The organism is Paenibacillus sp. FSL F4-0122, assembly GCF_038002845.1.
In the GTDB taxonomy this organism is placed as follows: Bacteria; Bacillota; Bacilli; order Paenibacillales; family Paenibacillaceae; genus Paenibacillus_AQ; species Paenibacillus_AQ odorifer.
The window spans coordinates 182,400-205,428 of record NZ_JBBODI010000001.1 but is presented as its reverse complement, the minus strand read 5'-3'; the positions used below and the strand labels follow the sequence as shown (position 1 = coordinate 205,428).

Annotated in this window: 19 protein-coding genes; 10 read left to right on the top strand and 9 right to left on the bottom strand. The window is 48.7% G+C overall.

Annotation, left to right across the window (positions count from 1 at the left end):
• Window positions 1-15 precede the first annotated feature (15 nt).
• The gene (locus MHH49_RS00880) at window positions 16-1,470 is read left to right on the top strand and encodes a glycoside hydrolase family 28 protein (RefSeq protein ID WP_076099993.1); all 1,455 of its coding nucleotides are present in this window, start codon (window positions 16-18) and stop codon (window positions 1,468-1,470) included.
• 7 nt (window positions 1,471-1,477) lie between these two features.
• Here MHH49_RS00880 and MHH49_RS00875 read toward each other — a convergent pair whose 3' ends face one another.
• The gene (locus MHH49_RS00875; protein WP_036684000.1) at window positions 1,478-2,359 is read right to left on the bottom strand and encodes a helix-turn-helix transcriptional regulator; all 882 of its coding nucleotides are present in this window, start codon (window positions 2,357-2,359) and stop codon (window positions 1,478-1,480) included.
• A 73-nt stretch (window positions 2,360-2,432) separates the two neighbouring features.
• Between MHH49_RS00875 and MHH49_RS00870 the strand changes: the two genes are divergently transcribed.
• The 3 genes from MHH49_RS00870 to MHH49_RS00860 are packed head-to-tail and all read left to right on the top strand — an operon-like array spanning window position 2,433 to window position 5,538.
• Window positions 2,433-3,323: a pectinesterase family protein gene (locus MHH49_RS00870; RefSeq protein WP_076213889.1), complete on the top strand. Its 891-nt coding sequence runs from the start codon at window positions 2,433-2,435 to the stop codon at window positions 3,321-3,323.
• A 17-nt stretch (window positions 3,324-3,340) separates the two neighbouring features.
• Window positions 3,341-4,363 (top strand): alpha/beta hydrolase family protein, encoded by a 1,023-nt coding sequence (locus MHH49_RS00865; RefSeq protein ID WP_076213886.1) that lies wholly within the window; start codon window positions 3,341-3,343, stop codon window positions 4,361-4,363.
• A gap of 47 nt (window positions 4,364-4,410) precedes the next feature.
• Window positions 4,411-5,538 carry a glycoside hydrolase family 88/105 protein gene (locus MHH49_RS00860; protein ID WP_038569650.1) on the top strand — a complete coding sequence of 376 codons (1,128 nt, stop codon included), beginning with the start codon at window positions 4,411-4,413 and terminating at the stop codon, window positions 5,536-5,538.
• 67 nt (window positions 5,539-5,605) lie between these two features.
• Here MHH49_RS00860 and MHH49_RS00855 read toward each other — a convergent pair whose 3' ends face one another.
• Both MHH49_RS00855 and MHH49_RS00850 read right to left on the bottom strand, forming a co-directional pair.
• The gene (locus MHH49_RS00855) at window positions 5,606-5,926 is read right to left on the bottom strand and encodes a cupin domain-containing protein (protein ID WP_036683993.1); all 321 of its coding nucleotides are present in this window, start codon (window positions 5,924-5,926) and stop codon (window positions 5,606-5,608) included.
• A 26-nt stretch (window positions 5,927-5,952) separates the two neighbouring features.
• Entirely contained in the window at window positions 5,953-8,493 is a 2,541-nt protein-coding gene (locus MHH49_RS00850; protein WP_076213883.1) for a heparinase II/III domain-containing protein, read from the bottom strand.
• 236 nt (window positions 8,494-8,729) lie between these two features.
• Here MHH49_RS00850 and MHH49_RS00845 point away from each other — a divergent pair, with 236 nt between their 5' ends.
• The 5 genes from MHH49_RS00845 to MHH49_RS00825 all read left to right on the top strand — a co-directional run bounded on the left by MHH49_RS00845 (window position 8,730) and on the right by MHH49_RS00825 (window position 15,453).
• Window positions 8,730-9,626 (top strand): carbohydrate ABC transporter permease, encoded by an 897-nt coding sequence (locus tag MHH49_RS00845; RefSeq protein ID WP_036683990.1) that lies wholly within the window; start codon window positions 8,730-8,732, stop codon window positions 9,624-9,626.
• 90 nt (window positions 9,627-9,716) lie between these two features.
• A complete protein-coding gene (locus tag MHH49_RS00840) occupies window positions 9,717-10,535 on the top strand; it encodes a carbohydrate ABC transporter permease (RefSeq protein WP_036684144.1) in 819 nt (272 codons plus the stop codon).
• 45 nt (window positions 10,536-10,580) lie between these two features.
• On the top strand, window positions 10,581-12,350 hold the full coding sequence (locus MHH49_RS00835; RefSeq protein WP_036683988.1) for a cache domain-containing sensor histidine kinase: 1,770 nt from the start codon (window positions 10,581-10,583) through the stop codon (window positions 12,348-12,350).
• Window positions 12,328-13,974 carry a response regulator gene (locus MHH49_RS00830; RefSeq protein ID WP_036683986.1) on the top strand — a complete coding sequence of 549 codons (1,647 nt, stop codon included), beginning with the start codon at window positions 12,328-12,330 and terminating at the stop codon, window positions 13,972-13,974. Before MHH49_RS00835 ends, MHH49_RS00830 begins: the two co-directional genes overlap by 23 nt.
• A gap of 93 nt (window positions 13,975-14,067) precedes the next feature.
• Window positions 14,068-15,453 (top strand): ABC transporter substrate-binding protein, encoded by a 1,386-nt coding sequence (locus MHH49_RS00825; RefSeq protein ID WP_036683984.1) that lies wholly within the window; start codon window positions 14,068-14,070, stop codon window positions 15,451-15,453.
• A 76-nt stretch (window positions 15,454-15,529) separates the two neighbouring features.
• On the opposite strand, the gene MHH49_RS00820 is transcribed toward MHH49_RS00825, so the two are convergent.
• Genes MHH49_RS00820 through MHH49_RS00795 form a run of 6 tightly spaced genes read right to left on the bottom strand, consistent with a single transcriptional unit; the run spans window position 15,530 to window position 22,214 of the window.
• On the bottom strand, window positions 15,530-16,660 hold the full coding sequence (locus tag MHH49_RS00820; protein WP_036683982.1) for a YheC/YheD family endospore coat-associated protein: 1,131 nt from the start codon (window positions 16,658-16,660) through the stop codon (window positions 15,530-15,532).
• Entirely contained in the window at window positions 16,642-17,160 is a 519-nt protein-coding gene (locus tag MHH49_RS00815) for a GNAT family N-acetyltransferase (RefSeq protein WP_036683981.1), read from the bottom strand. The genes MHH49_RS00820 and MHH49_RS00815 overlap by 19 nt, the downstream gene beginning before the upstream one ends.
• Window positions 17,161-17,186: 26 nt before the next feature.
• Window positions 17,187-18,299, bottom strand: coding sequence for a YheC/YheD family endospore coat-associated protein (locus MHH49_RS00810; RefSeq protein ID WP_036683979.1), 1,113 nt, complete (start codon window positions 18,297-18,299; stop codon window positions 17,187-17,189).
• On the bottom strand, window positions 18,296-19,669 hold the full coding sequence (locus tag MHH49_RS00805; protein ID WP_076133949.1) for a YheC/YheD family endospore coat-associated protein: 1,374 nt from the start codon (window positions 19,667-19,669) through the stop codon (window positions 18,296-18,298). The genes MHH49_RS00810 and MHH49_RS00805 overlap by 4 nt, the downstream gene beginning before the upstream one ends.
• On the bottom strand, window positions 19,670-20,836 hold the full coding sequence (locus tag MHH49_RS00800) for a YheC/YheD family endospore coat-associated protein (RefSeq protein ID WP_076099995.1): 1,167 nt from the start codon (window positions 20,834-20,836) through the stop codon (window positions 19,670-19,672). It lies immediately after the preceding gene.
• Between the two features lie 10 nt (window positions 20,837-20,846).
• Complete coding sequence (locus tag MHH49_RS00795) at window positions 20,847-22,214, bottom strand: YheC/YheD family endospore coat-associated protein (RefSeq protein WP_036683975.1); 1,368 nt, start codon at window positions 22,212-22,214, stop codon at window positions 20,847-20,849.
• 435 nt (window positions 22,215-22,649) lie between these two features.
• On the opposite strand from MHH49_RS00795, the gene MHH49_RS00790 reads away from it, so the two are divergent.
• Window positions 22,650-22,988 (top strand): YlbF family regulator, encoded by a 339-nt coding sequence (locus MHH49_RS00790; RefSeq protein ID WP_036683973.1) that lies wholly within the window; start codon window positions 22,650-22,652, stop codon window positions 22,986-22,988.
• Window positions 22,989-23,029: the final 41 nt, after the last annotated feature.

Sequence of the window (23,029 nt, the reverse complement as noted above, 5' to 3'; positions counted from 1 at the left end):
AGGAGGTGAAATTCAATGAGCAGCAATCTTGTAACTAACACGTATCCGATTCCCGAGCTTCCTCAGATTCCCGAACGGACTTTTGCAATCACGGATTATGGGGCAGAAGAGGGGGGATTAACGCTATGTACCTCTGCTATTCAGGCTGCACTGGATGCCTGCGCTGCGGCGGGAGGCGGAAAAGTTGTTATTCCAGCTGGCATCTGGCGCACGGGACCCCTTACTTTGCATAGTCGAATTAATCTGTATGTAGACAAGGGAGCATTGGTGCAGTTTGACCCTGATCATACCTTGTATCCGTTACTTTCTTCCCATTATGAGGGGAATGCCGGCTGGCGCTGTCAGGCTCCGCTCGATGGAGAAGGTTTAAGCGATGTGGCAATAACCGGTGAGGGGATATTCGACGGCAGTGGCGAAGGCTGGCGCCCAGTGAAGCGGTTTAAGATGACCGAGAAGCAATGGGAGCGTTTGATCGAATCTGGAGGAGTGCTTGATCCGCAAGGCGAAGTATGGTGGCCTTCACGGGAAGCTATGGAAGGTGAGGACTTCTGCCGGAAGCTGTGGGACAAGGGAGAAACTAGTATGGAGGCTTATCTGCCTGCTCGTACGTATCTGCGTCCGACGTTGCTAAGCCTGCGCAATTGCCGGCGGGTGCTGCTGGAAGGGCCGACCTTCCAGAATTCACCTGCTTGGTGTCTTCATCCCATTGGTTGCGAACAGATTACCGTACGAAATGTTCAGGTACGTAATCCTTGGTATTCGCAGAACGGGGATGGCCTTGATTTGGAATCCTGCACGCATGCTCTAGTTGAGCACAGCAGCTTTGATGTGGGTGATGACGCCATCTGTCTCAAGTCAGGCAAGGATGAGGAAGGCCGTAGGTTGGGAATGCCCTGCCAATATATTACCATCCGGAATTGCACGGTATATCACGGACATGGAGGCGTTGTAATCGGCAGCGAGATGTCCGGAGGTGTACATGCAGTTCGAGTTAGTGACTGCCTGTTCATCGGCACGGACATCGGCCTGCGGTTCAAAAGCACCCGGGGAAGAGGCGGTGTGGTGGAGGATATTGTAATGGAGAATATCAACATGACCGGCATCATCCACGAGGCTGTATCCTTTCATATGTTCTATGCAGGGGTTGAAGGATCGGAAGGGTATGACGAGCAGTTATTTTCGGTTACAGAGGAAACTCCGCAATTTCGGAAGATTACCCTGAAGAACATTGTGTGCCATGGTGCGGCAACCGCTCTACTGGTTAACGGGCTGCCGGAGATGCCGCTTGCTGATCTAACCATTGAAAAATTCCACGCAGTGAGTGACCGGGGAATTGTGCTGCGGCATGCTACGGGGCTTAAGCTGGATCGTATCCGGTTGCAGACTTCGGAAATGCCGAAGATAACAGCGCATAGATGCAGTCACGTCACGCTCACTAATTCCGAAGATTTGACGATCACAGAGAGATAAAAAAATTCTATGGATGATGGAAATCCGTCTTGAACTTCCGTGGGTGTGACCTTGCTTCTTTTCGGTATTGGAGCGGGGTCAGACCGGTTGATTTTTTGAATGTTTTATTGAAATGGGAAAGATGTTCAAATCCGACAGCGGAGGCGATCTCCTGGATTTTGCCTGTAGATCCGACAAGCAGGCGTTCGGCTTCCCTTACACGGACATGAACGATGTATTCCCGAAAGTGAAAACCCGTCAATCGGTGAAATACCCGGCTCAAGTATGAAGGACTAATGTAAAAATTACTTGCAGTCTCTTCCAGAGTAAGGGTCTCACGGTAGTGATCGCGGATATAGGTGGCTACATCAGTTACTAGATGATGGAGCGGATGTTTCGTCCCTCCAGCTTGTGAGATACTCTCTGAACGCTGAAGGAGAATCATCAGCTCGGCGAATAAAGCGATTACGCTGGTTTCGTAATACGGCCGCTGCAACCGGCATTCTTCCAGCATCCGGTTCATTAGGATTTCCGCTTCGTCCTGCTCGCGCAGGGTCAGCTTGAACAAGCGGTACCCGCGGTCATGAAACCAGATGGCTTCATTCTGCAGGGAAGGCGGTAGAAGAGCAGGATCATAGTTGATCAGAATCCGCTCGAACTCGGCTACTTCCGAGCTTGCTGTGGAATGAAGCTCCCGGCCGGAGATAAGAATAAGCTCACCCTTATGAACCGTAATGACTCGGTCGTCCACAAAGTATACCCGCTCCCCTTGTATCAGATAGTACAGCTCGGCTAAGTCATGGCTGTGGGGACGTGGCATAGCAGTGATGCCTTTACGTTTCATATGTTGGATGCTGTAGCGGTCTTCTTCAATATGATATTTGTGATTGGGGCTAGTCAGGCTAGTCATAATTCTCCTCTTCTCTTACGAAGCGTTACGGTTATTATAGAATAAACTCAGGTTGATAGGAAAGGAGCCGCAGATGTTAATTACAGTCTCTAAGAGTGTCGACGAAGGATTCAGTAGTCTACAGGCAGCGTTGGATTCAATTCCACAGGAACACAAGGAAGAAGTGACGATTCGTATCAAACCCGGCATTTACGGGGAAAAAATTACAGTGAAACAGGGAACGCCTCCGGTTCTGCTATTGGGGGAAGACACGAATTCCACCATCATTACCTGGTCAGACAACGCCCATACTTTAGGACCGGACGGAGAGCCGCTTGGCACGTTCAAATCCGGCACCTTGAATGTATTCGCTGAGCATTTCACGGCTGAAAATCTGACCATTCGAAATGCATCAGGTCCCGGCACTGGCCAGGCGGTGGCTGCTTTTGTTGATGCTGGTCATGCTGTATTCCGGCGTGTACGCCTGCTGGGTGATCAGGATACTTTGTATACAGGGCAAGGGAAGCAATATTATAACGAATGCTACATTGAAGGCGATGTGGATTATATTTTTGGCGCGGCTACGGCTTTGTTTGAACGTTGCCGGCTGCATAACAAACGTTCCAGAGGATATATTACAGCCGCATCAACGCCTGAAGACGCATCGTTTGGTTATGTATTCCTCGATTGTGAAATTACTGGCGGTCAAGGTGTAAGTGAAGTGTATCTTGGCCGACCTTGGCGCCCTTATGCACATGTTGCTTTTATCCGCACGGTCATGGACAGTTCGATTATCGGCGAAGGCTGGCATAATTGGGGGCAGCCGGACAGGGAGGAAACTAGCCGCTATGAAGAATATGGCAGCAGTGGACCGGGAGCTAATCCCGAAGCCAGAGCTGCATGGTCGCGGCAGCTGATTCCACAGGAAGCTGCGGAGTATAGGGTGCTGTCCGTGCTTGATGGCTGGCATCCTGAAGGATATTAAGGGAAGGAGCACTTCGGATGGAGCCTCTGGAACAATACATGAAAGAACTATCTGGTTCAGCTCAACGCAACTCGGCTTTCAGCAAAGATATACCCTTTCAGCAATGGCGCGATGAGCTTACCGCAGCATTTACGGAGCGATTAGGTGGCTTTCCAGAAATAGCTGAGGAGCTGCAACCGGTTCTGCTGGAACGTACAGTCTGCTCCGGGTATACCCGTGAACGTATAGAGATAACTACCTATGAAGGGTTGCGCATGCCGCTGTATCTTTTGATCCCGGATCAGCCGTTCTCTACCCCTGCCCCTGCCGTTCTTGCCATTCATGGACATGGCTATGGAAGCCGGGAGATCGTAGGCTTGAATCCGGACGGATCGGATCGGCAGGGAGATCCCGGGCTGCACAAGGACTTCGCTGTTTCACTGGTAAAACAGGGTTTTGTAGTGGCAGCTCCGGAGCTGTTCGGCTTTGGCGACAGACGACTGGAAGAAGACCTAACAAGCGGGGAGCCTGGACGTAATTCCTGCTTCCGCCTGTCATCAGCATTGTTGATGGTTGGGAAGACGATGGCCGGCTACCGTATCTACGAAACCATGCGGGCACTGGATTATTTGCAGACAAGAAAAGAGGTTGAGAGCGAACGGATTGGAATTATGGGTATTTCCGGTGGAGGACTGGTAGCTGGCTTCACAGCTGCACTTGACGAACGAATCGCTTGTGTGGTCGTAAGCGGGTATGCCAATACTTTCGTGGACAGTATTCTGACACGCAATCATTGCCTTGACAATTATATTCCAGGGATTTTGCTGGAAGCGGAGATGCCTGATCTACTGGGCCTCATTGCCCCACGTGGCCTGTTCCTCGAATCGGGAGATGCCGATCATCTGTTTGGCCCGCGCGGAACAAAATCTGCTTTAACCCAGTTGCAGACGATTTACAGGTCGGCGAATCATATCGGACAGGTAGAGGCGGACTTCTTCACCGGAGGTCATGAGATTCATGGTGAACCAGCCTTTGCCTGGCTGCGCAAGCAGCTCACCTGAGCATAAGATTAGACTTCATATGGATGACAAACGAAGGAGGAATAAGGATGTCTATAACTGAAGCAACAACCGTTCGCTTGTCCAGTAAAATTGCGAATACGATTCTTAGAGGGTGCAACAAGCAGGGAGAGCATGAATATGTGCTGGAAAGATGGGCGTATGTTCCGGGCATGTTGCTGATGGCAATGGCCCGGGCGGGTGTTCAGCTCCACCAGTCTGAGTATGTCTCCTTTATGGAGCGGCATATGGACACATTTATTGGAGATGATGGTTCCATCCGTACCTACAGGCTGGAAGAATATAATCTGGACCAGATTAACGAGGGGAAAAACCTGTTCCTGCTATACCAGAAAACCGGAGAAAAACGGTATGCTGAAGCAGCCCATTTGCTGGCCGCACAGCTTATTGGACATCCCCGCACCTCCGAAGGGGGATTCTGGCATAAGAAGGTATACCCTTTCCAGATGTGGCTGGACGGGCTGTACATGGCATCGCCATTCCTAGCGGAATACGGCAAGGTCTTTCAACGACCTGAACTGATTGACGAAGCGGCGCATCAGCTGCTGCTGGTTGAGCGACGGACCCGCGATCCACGGACCGGCCTGCTCTATCATGGCTGGGATGAGTCCAAAGAGCAAGAATGGGCTGACTCGTCTACCGGATTGTCCTCTCATTTCTGGAGCCGGGCGATGGGTTGGTATGCGATGGCTGTGGTTGATTGCCTGGAGCATTTTCCGCTCACTCATCCGCAGCGGGGGACGATCATTGGCATTTTCCAGCGGATGTGCGGCGCGCTTCTGGAGGTTCAAGACAAGGAGACTGGCCTCTGGTACCAGGTGTTAGATCAAGCAGGGAGAAAAGGCAATTATCTTGAAGCTTCCGGCTCGTGCATGTTTGTTTATGCGATGGCTAAGGGACTAAGATTAGGTTATCTGGAACCCTCTTTTATAGAGGCGATGTTGCAAGGGTATGAAGGCATTCTGACGCATTTGACTGAAGAGGATGAACAAGGTGTTCACTTGCACCAGATTTGTCATGGAGCGGGTCTGAGCAAAGACCGTAATGGCTCATACGATTACTATATCTCTGAGGACGTACTGTCGGATGTGCCTATGGGCGTCGCTCCACTGTTATTAGCATCACTTGAAGTGGAACGGTACCAAGCTGAAAAATAACAGAAGCCCAATCATTCCCTAAGAAATGGAATGATTGGGCCTTTTTTTGCTGCCAGATATATATTTATTAGCGTTTCAGCAGATCCTCGCGGATAGGTGTAAAGACATCGAGCAGCGCGGAGTCTGCTTCCAATGCCGTTACACCGTGCTTTGCATCTGGCGGTATGGCAATACTTTGCCCCGCGGTTACCTTATGCTTCTCGCCGTCAATACGAAATTCAAAGCTTCCACGCAGACAGTAGCTCATCTGCTCGTGAGGATGGCTATGCTCATAGCCCTCGGCTCCCTTTTCGAAATGAACCTCCATCATCATCAGACTGGCTGCAGCATTCAAGATACAGCGTTTAACTCCCGGTTCTGCTGGTTCCCATACTCCAAGATTGCTCATGTTCTAATCTTCCTCCTTCTATATAGTTATCGGGGCATGGCGATGTGAATTTTGCCTGCCTCAATTCTTAATTGGGTTGGTTCAGGTTGCCCTGACGTTGACTCAGGTTCTCCGAGAAGCCTAAGCGGTCCGAGACCCGGAACAGTAACAAGGCGTTCCTCCTTGGTGCCGTTGATGGCGGCGATAAACCATTTTCCATCCGTACGGGATATCCTGTACAAGCGTACTCCTTCGACAGCCTCTTCATAATCAAGCTGTTCAAGCTGTAGTGAAGGAGCATCTTCTGTCCGGGGATGAAGCAGAATGACGTAGTCGCTTGTACCACCATAAACACGGAAATGTTGCTGCTCTGCCAGCGGATAATTCCCGGCTACAGCGCCTTCTCCCATTGTAATCACTGGAAGTTCTGGCTCGGCGATATAAGCGCTTAGGTGCTTGCCGTTCAGGCAAGCTGCATCAATGGATTGCTCCATTATACTTGCATCAGTACTGAGTGTATGCAGATTCCAGACGCTGTTAGATGCTCCCTCGATTCGATCCCATATCAAGTAGACGTTAAAGCCTGCTTTAATGAATAAGAAATTCCGCTCATATCCCCTGGCGTTAGCATCTGGAATAAGACTGCTGGCATGATCTAACTCTTCTGAGAAGCGTACTTCCTTGCAAGTGCTTTGCAGTGGCCCATTGGCAAAATTTCCGAATGAATCGGTAAATTGGACAACATTATGAGCTGCGCTGGATACATACCAATGCCGATCCCCGTTATAATAACCTCCCGTTCCAGAATCAAGGGTTACTGGAACACCATCTGCCCAGATGGAGAAGTGCCCTTCATCGTGATGAGCGTGATAAGTCAGCGGTGAAGCCTCGTAGATTGCATAATGCTGAAGGTTCTGTTCTCCGTTGCGGAAGATGACATAACCGATATCGGGATAATGTACGGAGTCGAGTGCAGGCCTTTGTTCTGCTAAATCGGGCTGTGGATATAACAGCGCGACCAGAGGCAGAGGAAATGCGCCACTATCCTCAATCGGTTCTCCGCCGTGCTTCCACGTCCAGAGCATTTCCCCGGCAAGCTGGGGGTCTTCGTCCATATAGAATGGGGCCGAGTATCCAAGCAGGCGAAACCATTGTTCCTGCACATTGGCATCGCCGACCGCTGGTGTAAGCAGGATGGGGGAGCCAGAAGAGCCTCCTTGAATAATATCGGGTACAGTCACTGTGCCGATTAGGAAACGGTACATGCCCTTAACCTTTTCATGCTTGAAATAATCAATGCCCTTCAAACGCTTTAATAGGACGAAGAAGAGAAAATAGCGATGCAATACTGCGCCATGGTAGCGAATATTTTCTGGCCATGCGCCGTCTGAATCCACCACTTCTGCCAGCTGCCAGTTGATGACAGAGAGGGCATGATCAAGATATGCCTCACTTTGTTTTTCATTGGGAAAGAGGAGGGCATATACACCCAGTCCGGTTGCCCGGTCGGCATTCCAATTACTGCGTTTTCCTCCCTTTTCATCTGGAAAGGTCTCCAGATCAAACCGGTAGTAGTGGGTATCCATCATCATGTCTGCGATATACCGGAAATGAGCGAGAAGTTCAGTTTCTTCACCAGTGAGGAATACACTGCTGCCAGCAATCTGATCGTAGATTACCGAAGCAGCAGCGAGCCCCCTCCCGATATGCACCGCGCCGTAAGTATCATCGTCATGCCAGCCGTCTCTACGGAAAATATCCATGCCTACCCGCATATCGGCAAGCATGTACTGTAGCTTTTGCTTGGCTCGAACCGCAAATTCACTTTCACCCGTGATCATATACATATTGGCGTCCGCTCCCGTAGCCTCCAGCAGGTAGGCCCAATTGGTAAGCGTCGGCCGATTAAAAAGCGGGGAGAGCAGCTCAGTTCCTAGCGGCTGCCCCGCAGCATTTAGAAAATGGACCCCGATGCAGATTCCTTCGCCTAGAAGAGCTTCCAGACTGAGTGCTGTCTGCACGCTGTAATGATTTCCTTCGTATACAGGTATGGTCTCTCCATAATGAAGGATTGTCAATCCCTTCACTTCCTCATTACTGATACAGATACATTGCAAATCGTCTGCCAGACTAGCGCCAGATGGAGTCACACCAGATGGCTGAAGACCCTGCTGCCAGCTGGCCAATTTCTCTAGATATACTGTGCTTCCGTTTTCTCGGTCCTGACTCCACCCCAGCATCCCAGATTCTAGACCGCCATTCGCTAGTTCAACCGGCAAGCCAAGCTGCGAATGAGTCAGACGCAAGCCCCCGATGCGTGCCGTGCCCTTTCCCCGAATCTGTACAGAAAGCTTGAGGAAGGCCGTTCTGGGAGGGGTTTTAAAAACAAAGGGTTCTACCCGGAACACGCCGAGTTTATGGAGGGGCGCAGCAGCTTCTCGGCTGGCAAATTGTTCAGATAGCTGCCGTTGTCTTTCGTACTCTTGCCGGACCTTGGGAAGCTGTTCGATTCTAAGGCGTATGCCCTCCAGCTCTCCTTCCGTATAACACCCGAAGGGGCGTGTACCGCCACCATATGCTGAAATCATCGGTAGTTCTAACCTCCTTGTAAAGTTGTCATATTTCGTGGGTGAGCTTTCTCTTAATTAGTATAAACGTGGCTTTACGAAGGGCGGGATAGATAAACAAATGAAGGAAAGGGGACAAAGCAACTGAAAAAGTGAAATTCTCCCCCAAGCGCAGTCGCTTTCTCCCTAACCGTTACGAACGGATAGAATTATCATTAAGGACATAAGCTTAGTCCAATGGACAGGAGGAACAATAAATGAATTTATCAAAACGTCAAATTAACGCCTGGACCTTCGTTGCTCCCAGTTTGATTCTGACGCTGGTTTTTGGAGTATATCCGATCTTTTGGGCTCTGAAGTACATGTTCTATGATTACCAGGGCTTCGGCGAACCCCTGTTTATCGGACTGGAGAATTTCGAGCGCCTATTAAGGGATAAGGAATTCTGGAAGTCAGTGGTCAACACCTTTATCTACGCTGGAGGGAAGCTGCTCATCACCTTGCCATTATCATTTTTACTGGCGGTTGTCCTCAATCGTGCTTTGAAAGGGCGGCAGCTGCTAAGAGCGATTTACTTTATGCCGACCGTAATCAGTGCTTCGGTTATGGCCATCGTATTCTACGTTATCTTTAATTCATACAATGGGATGGTTAACCAGCTATTGGTCGGCTCTGGAATTATTTCCGCTCCGATAGATTGGCTAGGGCCGAAATATGCCTTACTAACAGCTATTATGATTGCGATATGGGGGGCTATCGGTAACTATATGCTGCTCTTTATCGCTGGTTTACAGAACATTCCTGAGGATCTCTATGAGGCGGCATCTATAGATGGAGCTGGACCCTTCAGAAAAATGTGGAACATCACCGTTCCCATGCTCGGACCTGTATTGCAAATGATCATTATGCTCGCTATTACCGCCTCCCTAAAAGGCTATGAGAGTATTATGGTGCTTACCGAAGGCGGTCCTTATGGCAAGACGGAAGTTATGTACCTGTACCTGTATAAGCTGTTTTTCCCTGTATCCAGTGGAGGTACAAGCATTCAGCAATTTGGCTACGGTAGTGCGGTTGGTTTTGCCACAGCAGTTATTGTAGGTCTGATTACCTTAGTCTACTTTTATGTATCTAAAAAGCTAAATGATATCTATTAAAAGAGAGGAGAATGAACAGTGAGTACATTACATGCGGAGACGAAGAACACTTCGGTCCAGCCTGTCCGATCCTTCAAGACCCGAGCGGTGCTGTCCCGGACCTTGCTGTGGATTTTTCTACTTATAGTGGCGGCTTTTGCGTTGTTTCCGATTATTCTGGCTTTTTTCGGATCCCTTAAGACCAATCTGGAGTTGACGACAGGAACTACCTTGCTGCCTAAGTCATGGCAGATTGGAAACTACGCGCAGGCTTGGAATTCGGCTAACTTTGCCCGCTTTACATGGAACAGTGTGTTTATCAGTATCTTTACCACCTTAGGCACTCTATTAATTGGAACGATGGCCGCATATGCGGTAGCGAGAGTCGATTTTTATGGGAAAAGGATATATGTTGTAATTCAGTCCTGCACGCTGTTCATCTCGATCGGTGCTGTGGTGCTGCGGCCGCAATTTGACCTTATGGTAGCGCTTAATCTACAGAAATCGTTATGGGGTGTCATTATTATTCTTATTAGTGCGCATGCCACGGCATTTTTTATGTTGATTGGTTTTGTACGAGCGATTCCGAAGGATCTGGATGAGGCTGCTTTTATTGACGGCTGTAATTTCTATAGCGTATACTTTCGAGTTATCTTACCGCTTCTGACGCCCGCCCTTGGAGTCACGGCGCTCTGGACCTTCCGCGGAGCATGGAACGAATATATTCTGCCGCTGGTTTTTACTATGACACAGCCAAAATTACAGACACTCACCGTAGGATTGGCGGGGCTAAAATATGGTATCGGCGATGCGGCGCAACCTCAATTGATGCTCGCGGGTGCATGTCTGTCCATGTTGCCAATGATTGTTGTCTATATTTTCGCTAATAAATCGTTCATGCAGATGACAGCTGGCTCTGTAAAGGGCTAGATTCGGGGCGGGCTTCGGACAGCTATTCAAGAAGGATGTGAATACATGCTGAAGGCCTGGGTTTATCGTACCTCTTTGAAGAAAAGAATATGGCTGTCTTTTACCGCACTGACGGTATTCTGTATTTCAGTCACCGGTTTATTGGCTTACTCCATTGCTTCTCGGGCGATGGAGCGTAACTCTGTCGAGTTAAATCAAAATGTGCTGAATCAGTCAATCAATGTCCTAGACCAGAAGTTAAAGCAAATCATTGTGGCTTCCTCCACGATGATGTTGAGCGAAGCTTATCAGCAGACCATCCGGGATATTAAAGCTCATAATATGGAACGTTTTTTTGCCAATTTTTCTATGCTGCAAGCGCCCTTCACGCAGGTAGAGTTGACGGAAAACTCTATTGAATCTATCTTGATCAGTACGCCAGACGGGGATTTCTACTCTACCAGCAATCAGCGCAGAACCTTGACCCCATTTCTAGAATCTTCGCTGTACCAACGGGTTAAGGAGAAACCTGAATCCAATTGGGTGGAGAGCCATCGGGACGAGCTATTTGCCGGGAAACATCATGTTATTTCCCTAGTTTTGCAGCCGCTTACAGACAATTATGTCCCTGATCTATTTTTGATCGTTAATGTAAAAGAGGACATTCTTGAAGATACTGTAAGTGGAGGCGGGAGCCTTGGCTCCGCGCGTTTTTTACTGATCAATAAAGAGGGAACAAGCGTCTTCGGAGACGGGGAACGCCCGGAATGGTCTCGGGACTCTGTGTTTTTAGACAAACTGAGGGAGGCGGACCGGGGTAATTTTGAATATTCCGCTGGTGACGGGACAATGCTGCTCAGCTATGCCAGTTCAGGGTATGCAAAAGACTGGGTGTTGGTCAGCTACCTGTCCAAAAAGGAACTGCTGCAACCTGTTCGGAGTATTCAATGGCTGGTGTTGATGATCATGGCGGCATGTATCGTCATCGCGCTTTTTCTTGCAAGGTATCTGTCCGCTTTGCTACTGGGACCGCTGCTGAAACTGCAACGGACGATGTCTCGTGTAGAGCAGGAGGATCTCAGTGCTCGCTTCCAGAGTCCTTTCCAGGATGAGATTGGGGAGGCAGGACGCAAATTTAACCAGATGTTAGACCGGATCGGCGAGTTGATTGTTGAAGTCAAGGATACAGAAAAAGAAAAGAGAAAAGCGGAGATCAAGGCGCTTCAGGCGCAGATCGAGCCTCATTTTTTATATAACACATTAAACACGATTTTCTGGAAATGTGAGATGGATGAATATGAGGACGTGAAACAGATGGTCATTTCGCTGTCTGCGCTGTTTCAGCTGGGACTGAACAACGGGCAGGAAATTACGACCTTAGGCAAGGAACTGGAACATGTCCGCCAGTATCTAAACCTTCAGCAGCAATGTTATGAAGGGTTGTTTGACTATACAATTGATGCCGGAGTGGAACTGCTGGAGCTTCCTGTGTTGAAAATTATTATTCAGCCCTTGGTAGAGAACTCTATCCTGCACGGTCTTAAGGAATTAAGGGGAGGGGGAGTGATCCGGATCTCCGTAGAAGTAGCCAAAAATACACTGCTCATCCGGGTTACCGATAACGGAACCGGCATGAATGCGGAGAAACTCAATGCCTGGCTGAAGGAGCCGAACGGCAGTGGAGGGTACGCTCTGTCTAATATATGTAGCCGATTGCAGCTGTACTACGGCAAAGAAGCCGGATTGGTCTTTCGAAGCAGTCCGCGTGTTGAAACCGAAGCTGTTCTATCCATTCCTGTGGAAGGGGGAATAAATCCTGAGCGCCCATTCAATTAAAATATGTATTGTTGATGATATTCCTGCAGTGGTCCGCGGATTGTCGCAGCGGATTCCTTGGGAGGAACATGGGATTGTGATCGCGGCCACCGCGGCAGACGGGGAAGAAGGTCTGGAGCAGATCCGCAAGCATCGTCCTGACATCGTATTGACGGATATCCGAATGCCTTTTAAGGATGGTTTAGAGATGATGCGGAGCCTTCAAGCGGAGCAGCCAGGCATCAAACTGATTTTTTTGACGGGTTATTCTGATTTCACTTATGCCCAGGAAGCTGTTAAGCTGGGTGCCTTTGATCTGATTGTAAAACCGTACACCAAGGTTCAAGTGCTTGAATCCGTGTTGAAGGCCAAGGAAGTGTTGGAACGGGAACGCAGTCAAGCTGAGCAGATGATGGGCATGGAACAAAAGCTGCGCGAGAGCTTACCCTATTTGCGTCAGGAATATATGCGTCTGCTCATCCGTTACGGAACTAGACAGCAGCATTTGAGCCAGCAGTGGGATTTTTACAATATCGAGATGAATAACCATAACTTTTGCGTGATGGTAGCGGAAGTGGATTTTTTTGTGGAACGTACATCAGAACTTACGGTTTCCGAGGTGGAGTTAATCCGCTTTGCCGTACAGAATATTTTGGAAAATACAATATCTGAATACACTCGGGGCATTGTGTTCCGGGAAAATGTGAATCAATTCGTTATTGTGATGAACCCTCTGGCGGAGCCGAATATGGAGCAACTTGCAGAGAAATGCCGGGAAAATGTACATCGGTATACGTACCAGACGGTGTCCATTGGACTGGGTGGAGAGGTAGAAGAGGTAGGGCAGCTTTCTGCTTCCTATGCGCAGGCACTGTCTGCACTTGCGAACACCTTTCTAAATGGTGGGAACAGCGTGTACACCTATGTTGAAGATGCAGTCGTGAATGCCGTGCTACCCAGATACTCATATGACAAGGAGAAAGAATTGCTTTATTGTCTGCGTTCGGCAAATTTGTCCAAAGCAGAGGAGCAGCTGGATAACATTTGGCATGATTGGATTACTGCACCGGCAACGCCTAACCCGTCCATCGTTAAGACACTCTGTCTTGAACTGGCTCATTCTATCCATCGGATTTTTTCGGAAAAAGCAACAGATTCGGAAGTTAAAACTCTGGAAAACAAACTTGCAGACATGAGCAGTGCAGTCTCTTTTGAAGATCTTAGCCGCCAGATTCGGGAATTTTGCCGTTTGGGCTGTACGTATTTGCAACAACGCCAATGCAGCGACGCGCGTATGCTTGTGGATCGGGCCATCACTCATATCAATGGCAATCTGCAGCGAAATCTATCCGTCGCCGACTGTGCACGGGAGGTGCATCTTAGTCCTAGCTACTTCTCCAATCTTTTTAAAAAGGAGACGGGGATGACACTCGCCCAATATATTATCGGGAGACGAATGGACAAAGCCAAGGAGCTAGTGCTGGAAGGCATACAGGTTCAGGATATTGCCATCTCTTTGGGCTATGAGGATCGTCCCTATTTTACAGAGCAGTTCAAAAAATACACCGGAATGACGCCGACGGACTTTCGTGCAAAATATACCTTGCCCAAAGTAGAGGGAAACAGTGATTTCGTCTCCCATTGACAGTTGTTTTCTCCTTCACTGATAAAAGGGCAGCGGAATTATAATTTTCTTAAGAAATGAATGCGATTTCAAAAGAAAAGGGAGGCATTTTAGATGAAAAGAAACAAATGGATATTAGCTGGAGTTTCGCTGATGCTGGCTGGCTCGTTGGCCGCCTGTTCATCATCCGAATCTAATACGGAGGTAAGCAGCAGCAATACAAACTCCGAAAAAACAAAATTGGTCTACTGGACCATTGATCGTCACGATTCTGATTTTATTGAACAAAAAATCAGCGAGTATGAAGGTCTTAATCCCAATATTGAGATTGAAATGAAGGTTATGGCAGAGAACTATACCCAGTCGGTGGATATTGCCTTCTCCAGCATGCAGGCGCCTGATATTCTCCGGGTGGATACTTATAACGTGCCAACGTGGGTCAAAAGAGGGTATCTGGAATCTTTTGATAGCTACATTTCACCAGAGATGAAGAGCCGGTTCGAGAACGTACTTATCAACGAGAAAAATACCGTTGACGGCAAAATATATAGCCTTCCCAATATCGGTCAGTTCTGGCGCCTCATCTATAACGTAGATTTGTTCGAGAAGGCTGGCATTACAGAGCCGCCTACCACACTCGCAGAGATGGTCGAGGATGCCAAGAAAATTACAGAAGCGGGAAAAGATATAGGCGCTTACGGCTTCGCGGGTAATTTCAAAAGTACCAGCGGATTTGAGCGTATCGCTTATCCAATAACAACACTTAGCAAGACTAAGGGCACAGAGGGCTTCGACTTCCAGACCGGGCAATTTGATTTTAGCGTATATAAAGAGGTTGCTGAGGCGCTGCGGCAGATTAAGGTGGATGGAAGCATGATGCCAGGATCGGAATCGCTTGATATCGACCCGCTGCGTGCGCAATTTGCTCAAGGCAAGATCGGTATGTATTTCAACCATTCCGTTGAGCCGACGGTCTACAAAACCCAATTCCCAACTGAAATTCGCTGGGCAGCTGCGATTCCTCCAACCATTGACGGGGAGCAGAAGGGTGTCAGCCAAGTTATTGCAGGAAGTTATTTGGCTATGAGCAAGGATTCGAAGCATAAGGAAGAAGCTTGGAAGTTTATTGAATGGATGTACAGTGATGATGTGCAGATTGCTTACCAGGAAGCAGGGTATGGGGTTTCGGTTATTCCATCGGTTGCTACTGTTGCTAAGGCACCAGACATTGCAGGGATTGAAGATTTTCTGCCTACAAAGTTAGACGGGATTTATCCAGCGACTCCGATGGTCATTAGTGAGGGACGTCTGGAAGGACTAAAGAAGGTTGATGTCTTCAATAGATACATTTTTGGTGGTGGAGATTTAGATAAAGAGCTTCAGGACTTGAATACTCGCTATAATGCGGCACTTGAAAAAGCCAAAGCCGCAGGTGACACCGATATCGAAGCACAGCCGGACTTCGATGCAGGTTCCCTGCAGGGATCATTGGCCAAATAAATCGAAAAGACGCCCCTTCGGCTTCGTATTAATACGAGCTAGGGGCGTCTTTTTTTGATGACTATTAAGATAATTTTTATTCCTCAGTCGTTTTAGCTGTGCTGGGGGTTCCTTTGTTATTGTAGAGCCACAGCGCGTATTCCAGAGGGCGAATAAGGGCTTTGCGGTATGTGGTTCCGTCACCTGATCTTGCGAACACTTCACGGGCGGGCTTTGGATTAACCTCCAGCACGTAAATTTTCCCTTCGCGATCAATGGCGAGGTCCAATGCAAGCTCACATAAGGCTCCGTAACTTTCTTCCAGGAAGGCTGCGGCATCAAGGCCTAACCTCTCGGCAGTCTTCATGACCTTATCGGTTTTATCCTGACTACCCAGCCATTCCTTCAGCAGTGTTTCCGCTCGAACGGCATGACCACCGCCATGAAGATTGGAGGTTACACTCCGCGCTGCACCAACCCGTGCTGCCATACCTGTGAGTTCCCAGACACCTTGCCCATTCTTTTGAACGAGCATCCGGTAATCATGGAAACGTCCGCCCGGCAGACGTAATGGAATCCCCTGTTGGATAAGGAAACGTCCGCCGATGCACCATTGCCGTACGATGGAATCCAGCCGAGTAGAAGAGACTTTACGTGTGGGAATGATTCGGCGATCCTGGCGACGGCCTTGAATATCATATACCCCACGCCCATTCTTCATTCTCTCAATTCTGAGGATGCCACGTCCACCTGTGCCGTTTGCCGGCTTGATATAGACTACTGAATTGGTTTTCAGCATCCGGCGCAGGTCGGCAGAGGACTGATAGAGTAAAGTTTCTGGCATATGCTGCCGGAAACGGCTTTTTTGTGAGAATGTTTGGTGAATGGTCCATTTGTTGCGCAGTGGACGATTCAGAAATAACAGATGATTGTAGCGTTCTCGGAAACGAAGCAGTTGCTGAAAGCGTGAGCTGCGCTGAATACGGCAACGGTCATAAATCATGTTCGGAAAAGAACGCCATTTGCGTGACCATTTTCCGCTCTTGGGATCAAAGACAAGGGCATGGATCTGCTCTTTACTGGGATGAACATCCATGGGGGTGAATACAAAGACATCCAAGCCAATTCGTTTGCCCTCGACGATCATTCTCCGGTACACGGCCTTTTCTTCAAGCTGCTTGGCTTCGTTAATATATAAAGTAAGAATGCCTAAGACGGGCTCTGGCACAGGAGTTCACCTTCTTGTGGAGAATTAGTAGTGCTGCCGGTATGATGGGGTGACCGGAGCAGTAATGTTGGCTTGCCGGTAGGACCAGTGGTAAGTGTGTCGGCAGCAAGGCCGATATTGAAGCACATCTTTAGGCTAGCTGTATTGTCACAGGCAACACTGCATTGCAGATGCCCGAGGCGTTTCAGCTGGGCAGCCATTAAGGCAGTGCCGGTGTGTCTATTCCGGTAGAAGGGGTGCACAGCGACAAGACAGGCTTCTGCACCGAAACCGGATACGAAGCTGACTCCTGCGAGCTGGCGCCCATTCTGACCGCGTACGGTGGCAACAAGCAGCGAGATACCCGGCTCTGACAACTGATCCGGTGTTAAACGGGCCAGTACTTTGCAAGCTTGGTTTGTGATTCGCTTCTCCCCATGCGCTCTTATAAACTCAAGCAGTCCAGCCAGCCGTGATTTCCACTGTTTGGCATTTGTGTCATAGATGGAGGATATCTGCATGCTGTGTCACATCCTTTTAATGATTTCTATTTAAACTGGCGCGCTAAGTGCTGGCCGTAGTGAAAGATTCGCTCTAGGGACAGCTTGCGGATCGCGGGTTCATCAAATTTCATCGGCCGGGAGTTGGCCTCAAAGAACCAGAGTCCCCCGTTCTCATCTACACCCAGATCCATCGACATCTCTCCGAGCATAGAGTCAGAAGCTCTTTCGATTTGTCTAGCGATAAGAAGGGCGGTTGTAGGCACGCTCTTCAAGATCATGGCTGCTCTTTCGGTTCCAAATGTACTTTCCAGCATGCTGGCAGGCTCTTCAATACTACCGCCGCGTGGTACATGTGTCGTTATACTTCGGGCACCGGCGAGGCGTGCGCCTATGCCGGTCACTCCCCAGCCGCCTCTGCTGTTTTTTTGCAGCAGCACCCGCAGATCAAACGGTCTTCCCCGATGAGTCGCCAGTTCAATAGCCTGCTGCACAATATAACGAGAGATTCCTTTTTCTTTTCCGATTCTTGCCCAGAGCCGGTCCATGGAAGCTGCTTTGTACGTCACATTTTTTTTGCCGCTTTGAATTTGAAGCCGGTAAGGCAAAGCGGTATCTGCACGATATTTCAGGCGCATAATTCCTTTTCCTGCTTTGCCGTTCTCTGGTTTAAGGTAGAGGCTGGTGTGCTGGTTCAGCATGGCAGTAAGGGTGTTTGCACTGCGTAATCGTCTCGTTTTTGGAACATGCTTTGAGGTGGAGTGCGAACCCCTTAACCATTCGAATAGACTCCATTTATTGAAAAAATATGGATTATATAGCTTAATGCCTGGATGTTCCAGGCATTGAGCTATTTTACGTACCACAGCAGGTTTTTCCTCATCCTCACGGGTGGGAATTCGGTTATAAATGATTTGTGGAAGAGGTACAGGAATGCTGTACCAGATTTTACCGCTGGACGATGGGACATATCCGTTCACCATCCGTTCCTCAAGCTTGAGGTCACGGACAGTGACGACGTAGACAAGAAATCCCATTTCTTTGCCTGTGCGAATAATGTCCCGGAAGTTGCTGCGGTTGCCATTAAATTGCCGTACTTTATCGCTGGTTGTCAGTATGGCAATAACAGGTTTTGTATCTTCCGGATTATGGGTGCTCACATCTCATCCCTCCTGCGGAATTTGCTGAGGTATAGACAATGCTCCAGAATGTGCTCGATGGAAGCTTTGCCCTCAGCGCGCAGGGAAGGGTGACGGAAGATGGAACGACCTGGTTTGGCGTTGGCCTCGAACATCCAGATGTCTTCATCCTGATCAATTCCGAGATCAAAGCCAATTTCACCGAGCAAATGACGATGCTGGACTTCTAGTGATTCTGCCAGCTTGATGGCTGTAGTCTTTGCACGCTGCAGTACTTCATCAGCTCTTGCGCCGAATACACGTCCGAGTGCTTGCTGAGGTGTGAGCAATGCTCCTCCATTTTTAAGGTGAGTGGTGACACTGCCACGGCCGGCTTTTTTAGCGCCTATGCCGACTACAATCCACTGATTACTGCCGTTTTTATGCATATGGAACCGGAAATCAATCGGGCAGCCATCTATTTCAATGAGGCGTATTCCCTGCTGAACTATATAATTTTGCAGATTTTGACCGTGACGCGAACGAAGCATACGCATAAGGCTCTCAAAGGTAGTAAAGCGTAGAAGTACGTTTTTTCCTCCGCGGCGGTAGCGGGCAAAATACCCCTTTTTCGGGAGATAGGTAAGCCGATAAATGCCGTGACCGAGACTTCCCGCAGAAGGTTTATAGTATACAAAATGATGGTGATCCAGCATTTCTCTCATTTTTTCCGTGGACGGATTGCTGTGTGTTTCAGGTACATAACGATTTGCTGCCCCATCATTTTCCAAAAGCTTGTAGATATCGGATTTATTGAAAAAACTCCAGTTAAAATATGGAATTTTTTTCCGCATAAATCGTTCGCGAAGTTGGTTGATATAGGGTGAGGTCTCAGCTCTCCGACTGGGCAATCGATTATAGACAACATCAGGCAGAGGGACCATTTTTCGTTCAAACTTACCGCTTGAAGTCAAAAAATATCCATAGACCTGTTCCTGTTGCCAGTTGATGTCACGCGGCATAAAGGCAAATATATAACATTTGTTACTGCCTTCCCGCAGCAATTGCTTGATGAACCCTGTGCGAGAACCGAAGGGCTGAGACGAGGAAGCAGGACCATCGGACAATATGCCAACTAAAGGTCCCAGCTGCACCTCGTCATTTTGTAGATTGCGTAAATAGATACCACCTGATTTCGGAACCTTGATAGCGCTTTTTACGCCTGAGGCGAGATATAGGTGATTTCCGGCGCGCTTGATGGGCTTGATCATGGTCGGGGTGGCATCTTTTCCGAGCCTTAAGCGTATATTTTTTTTCCCGGTTAACTTCAAGCTTTTCATCAGTGCACCTGATACATATACAACTCTTTGGGGCTGCTTAGTGAAATGCACATTGCAAAAAGTGAGACTCATTTATGAATCCTCCTTAGGAACCATTGTTATCATTCTCCCGTTTGTAACGGAGCTGTCCGTAGATAGGGATGGTATCCGTCGTTGTGTGAGCAGTAGATGGCGCGCATAAGACAGTGGATTCTCGGCGGCGAGCTTAGCAGCCCGGCGGTCGCCCGTCAGCCGGAATACCGTGCGCCCTGGCTTGGAATTTGCTTCTAGTAAATGAATCCGACCGCTCGAATCAATACCGAAATCAAGGCCGAGTTCTCCAAGCCTGCCGCATGCAGCCTCTAGTAGGGGAGGCAGGTATGCAGCTTCTGCAGCAAGCTCACGCATGATGTCTTTTCCACCCTGACCATATTCAGCAAGCAAAAAAGGCAGGGGAGAAACAGCTGTTCCGCCGCCATGCAGGTTCGAAGTCAGCGAACCTTGGTTACCCAGCCGTACGGCCATGCCGGTAAGAGTCCAGCGGCCAAGGCCATTCTTTTGCATCAATACACGCACATCGAACGGTTGCCCCTTACTATTCGTTAGGTGCAGGAAAGGCTGTATAATATAGCGGCGTGAGCCGATAAATTCATGAATCCAGTTCAGTCCTTCAGCCTGTGAGTCGAAAACATATTGAAAGGGTGTATTTGTTCCGTCACGCCCTCGTACTCTCATGCCTCTGTTCTGCAGTATGGCATGTAATGTACGTTTGCCATGGGTGCCGGCCTTGGGCTTTAGAAAAACTCCATATTCTCTTTCAGCAAGCATTGTACTTAACCTGCGGGTACCGGTATAGAGTACAGTTTCCGGCAGTATTGCCGCTGCTCTCCGGTCGCGCTTCAATATCTCATGTACACCCCATTTATCTGGCAAACCTCGAGACCAAGGTAGAGAACGATGAAGAGAGGAAAGTGCAGCGGAAGCTTCTTTTCTTTCTTTCGGACCTTCGTGAAAACAGCGATTATAGACAATATCTGGCGGTGAAGAAGTGGTATTCTGCCAGCTTCCATCTTTCCAGGTATAGCCGGTAATGGAGGAACCGTCTGCCGCTACTCCGTCTGGATGAAATACGAGGACTTTTAGGCTGTATAGAGGAGCTGCCCGGCATAAATGACTGCAAAACTCTGGCTCGGCGATCGGTGGATTCCCGTTGCGGCGGCCTGTCATAATGCCGAGGAACCCCACTTCTTTTTCAGTCATCGTGTCCTCCTTATAAACCGGCCAAGTAGCGGCAATATAAAATCATTTGCTTGACGGACGGTCTTATTTTTTGATCGTTTAACGGTGTATTATCGTTCTTGGAGGGCTTGGAGTTAACCTCTAAGAGCCATATTCGTCCTGATTGATCCAGTGCCAGATCGATTCCGAGCTCTCCGAAATGAGCGGGGATAAAGGTTTCGACCCCTCTTGCAATGGCAAGTGCTGCTCTGGGCAGCTGAAGCTGAACGTTTTCTTTTGCGCCCGGAGGAAGACTGCTCTTGCTAACCGCTTCTTTCACTGTGCTGAGACTGCCACCTCTAGCTAAATTAGACACGAAGTGATTGCTTCCGGCGGTGCGGGCGACAATGGAGGTAACTCCCCATTTTCCGCTGCCATTCTTCTGAACAAGTGCCCGGAAATCTACAGGTCGCCTTCCTAGCTCCATCAAAGGCAATCCCTGCTGAATCTGGTATCGAGTGGTCTTCATTTTGGGAGCGATGGACTGGTACAATTTAGCGAGAGTGGTGTAGCTTTGCTTGCGTGTACCTATGGAGGTAGTAGACAATAGACGGTAACCTCCGCCTTCTTCTTTAGAGATACGAAGTATGCCTTTGCCGAGACTGCCTCGTACAGGTTTCAAAAATACACTTGGGTAATGGCTGCACATCTTCTTCATTACGGCAAAGCCGTTCAACGCATGCGATTCAGGTAAATACCGCTGCAGGGAAGGGTCTTGCGCTAAAGCTTCAAATACCTCTGTCTTGTCAAGAAATTTTTCGTTGAAGAAATGCGTTCCATATCGCGATTTTACATCCGCCAAAAAATGCTGTACGCTAGGTTTATTCTCCACCTTTCGCGTCGTTAACCGATTGTTGATTACATCGGCAATGGGCAGACTCATTTTTCTCCAACCCTCGTTGTATACCCAGCCCTGAATGGAAGAACTGCGTGTTTCCAGCGCTTCCGGGGTAAAGAAATATACATAGGCGCCTTGTGTGTGGCAGGCATTTGTCAATTCCCGGCAGAACATGGTAATGGGTCCAAACAACCTGTCGAGATTATCTGGATGGTCACGACTGACGAGCACGCCGATCAACGGTCCAAGCCGCAAGGTACGGCTTACGGAGCTGTAAGAAACGTTGAGGGTTTGTCGGTGTTTCCATCCGGTCCGCCGCGCCAGTCCTTCGCTTACACGCAGGATGTCGGATTTGGGAGCCGAGATAATGGTAACCTCCTGCCGGAAAGAGCCGAATGCCAGCTGGAGTGTTCCGTGAGACGGGATTTTGAGTCTTTTCATGGATTTTTCGCCAAGCATTATAGCGTTTTCCTGCAGGATGCCCGAGTTGACCGTATGGACCGGGATCTTGAATTGGGACATCGTGGATCTCCTTCCGGTAGGCAGCATGATGCCGGCAATTTGGTAGCTAAGGGTTACATATCATTCATCATATGGAGACAGATGACCCTTGGTGATTGACCTAATCGCTAAAAACCTTGCCCAGTCATTTCATAAGCTCGGCCCAAGAAGCAAAACAAGTATGGAATGAGCGAATATTGGAAACTAAAGCAGCGTGAATTCAGGAAGCGGCTGCTAACAAAACTTAAGCGTATGTTTTCGGAGTGAGTTTTTAGAGCAGAGTAGATTCAGGAAGCGGCTGTTAACAAAACCTAAGCGTAAGCTTTCGAAGTGAGTTTTGTAAGAAGACGATAGGAAGTGTACGCTAACAAAACTTAAGCGTAAGCTTTCGAAGTGAGTTTTGTACGAAGACGATCTGAGGAGTGTACGCTAACAAAACTTTTAGGAGGAATCATAATGAGCATTCACGACAAAGCACATGAACTGGCGAAAGCCATTAAAGAGAGCAGCGAGGTATCGGATATCAGAAATGCCATGAAGGTCGTAGAAACAGATCCTGAAGCGAAAGCGATGCTGGACAATTTCCGCCAAGGTCAGATGGAGCTGCAACAACGGATGATGAGCGGAGAAATGCCTCCACAGGAAGAAATGGAAAAGATGGAGAAGCTGTTCGAGGTGCTTAACTTGAATCTTGGCATTCGTCGTCTGTTCGATGCGGAACGCCGTCTGAGCGTTGTAATCGAGGATGTAAATAAAATTATCACCGAGAGTTTGTCTCAACTGTACGGCGAATAAATTTCAACAATGAAAATCAAAAGAGGGTGTTCCCGAAGCCG

Bases quoted from the DNA above. Each gene is read 5' to 3' on its own strand.
- MHH49_RS00860 (WP_038569650.1), top strand. From the start codon at position 4,411: ATGTCTATAACTGAAGCAACAACCGTTCGCTTGTCCAGTAAAATTGCG.
- MHH49_RS00835 (WP_036683988.1), top strand. From the start codon at position 10,581: ATGCTGAAGGCCTGGGTTTATCGTACCTCTTTGAAGAAAAGAATATGG.
- MHH49_RS00805 (WP_076133949.1), bottom strand. From the start codon at position 19,669: ATGAGTCTCACTTTTTGCAATGTGCATTTCACTAAGCAGCCCCAAAGA.
- MHH49_RS00855 (WP_036683993.1), bottom strand. From the start codon at position 5,926: ATGAGCAATCTTGGAGTATGGGAACCAGCAGAACCGGGAGTTAAACGC.
- MHH49_RS00850 (WP_076213883.1), bottom strand. From the start codon at position 8,493: ATGATTTCAGCATATGGTGGCGGTACACGCCCCTTCGGGTGTTATACG.
- MHH49_RS00800 (WP_076099995.1), bottom strand. From the start codon at position 20,836: ATGACTGAAAAAGAAGTGGGGTTCCTCGGCATTATGACAGGCCGCCGC.
- MHH49_RS00845 (WP_036683990.1), top strand. From the start codon at position 8,730: ATGAATTTATCAAAACGTCAAATTAACGCCTGGACCTTCGTTGCTCCC.
- MHH49_RS00875 (WP_036684000.1), bottom strand. From the start codon at position 2,359: ATGACTAGCCTGACTAGCCCCAATCACAAATATCATATTGAAGAAGAC.
- MHH49_RS00865 (WP_076213886.1), top strand. From the start codon at position 3,341: ATGGAGCCTCTGGAACAATACATGAAAGAACTATCTGGTTCAGCTCAA.
- MHH49_RS00880 (WP_076099993.1), top strand. From the start codon at position 16: ATGAGCAGCAATCTTGTAACTAACACGTATCCGATTCCCGAGCTTCCT.
- MHH49_RS00790 (WP_036683973.1), top strand. From the start codon at position 22,650: ATGAGCATTCACGACAAAGCACATGAACTGGCGAAAGCCATTAAAGAG.
- MHH49_RS00815 (WP_036683981.1), bottom strand. From the start codon at position 17,160: ATGCAGATATCCTCCATCTATGACACAAATGCCAAACAGTGGAAATCA.
- MHH49_RS00795 (WP_036683975.1), bottom strand. From the start codon at position 22,214: ATGTCCCAATTCAAGATCCCGGTCCATACGGTCAACTCGGGCATCCTG.
- MHH49_RS00870 (WP_076213889.1), top strand. From the start codon at position 2,433: ATGTTAATTACAGTCTCTAAGAGTGTCGACGAAGGATTCAGTAGTCTA.
- MHH49_RS00825 (WP_036683984.1), top strand. From the start codon at position 14,068: ATGAAAAGAAACAAATGGATATTAGCTGGAGTTTCGCTGATGCTGGCT.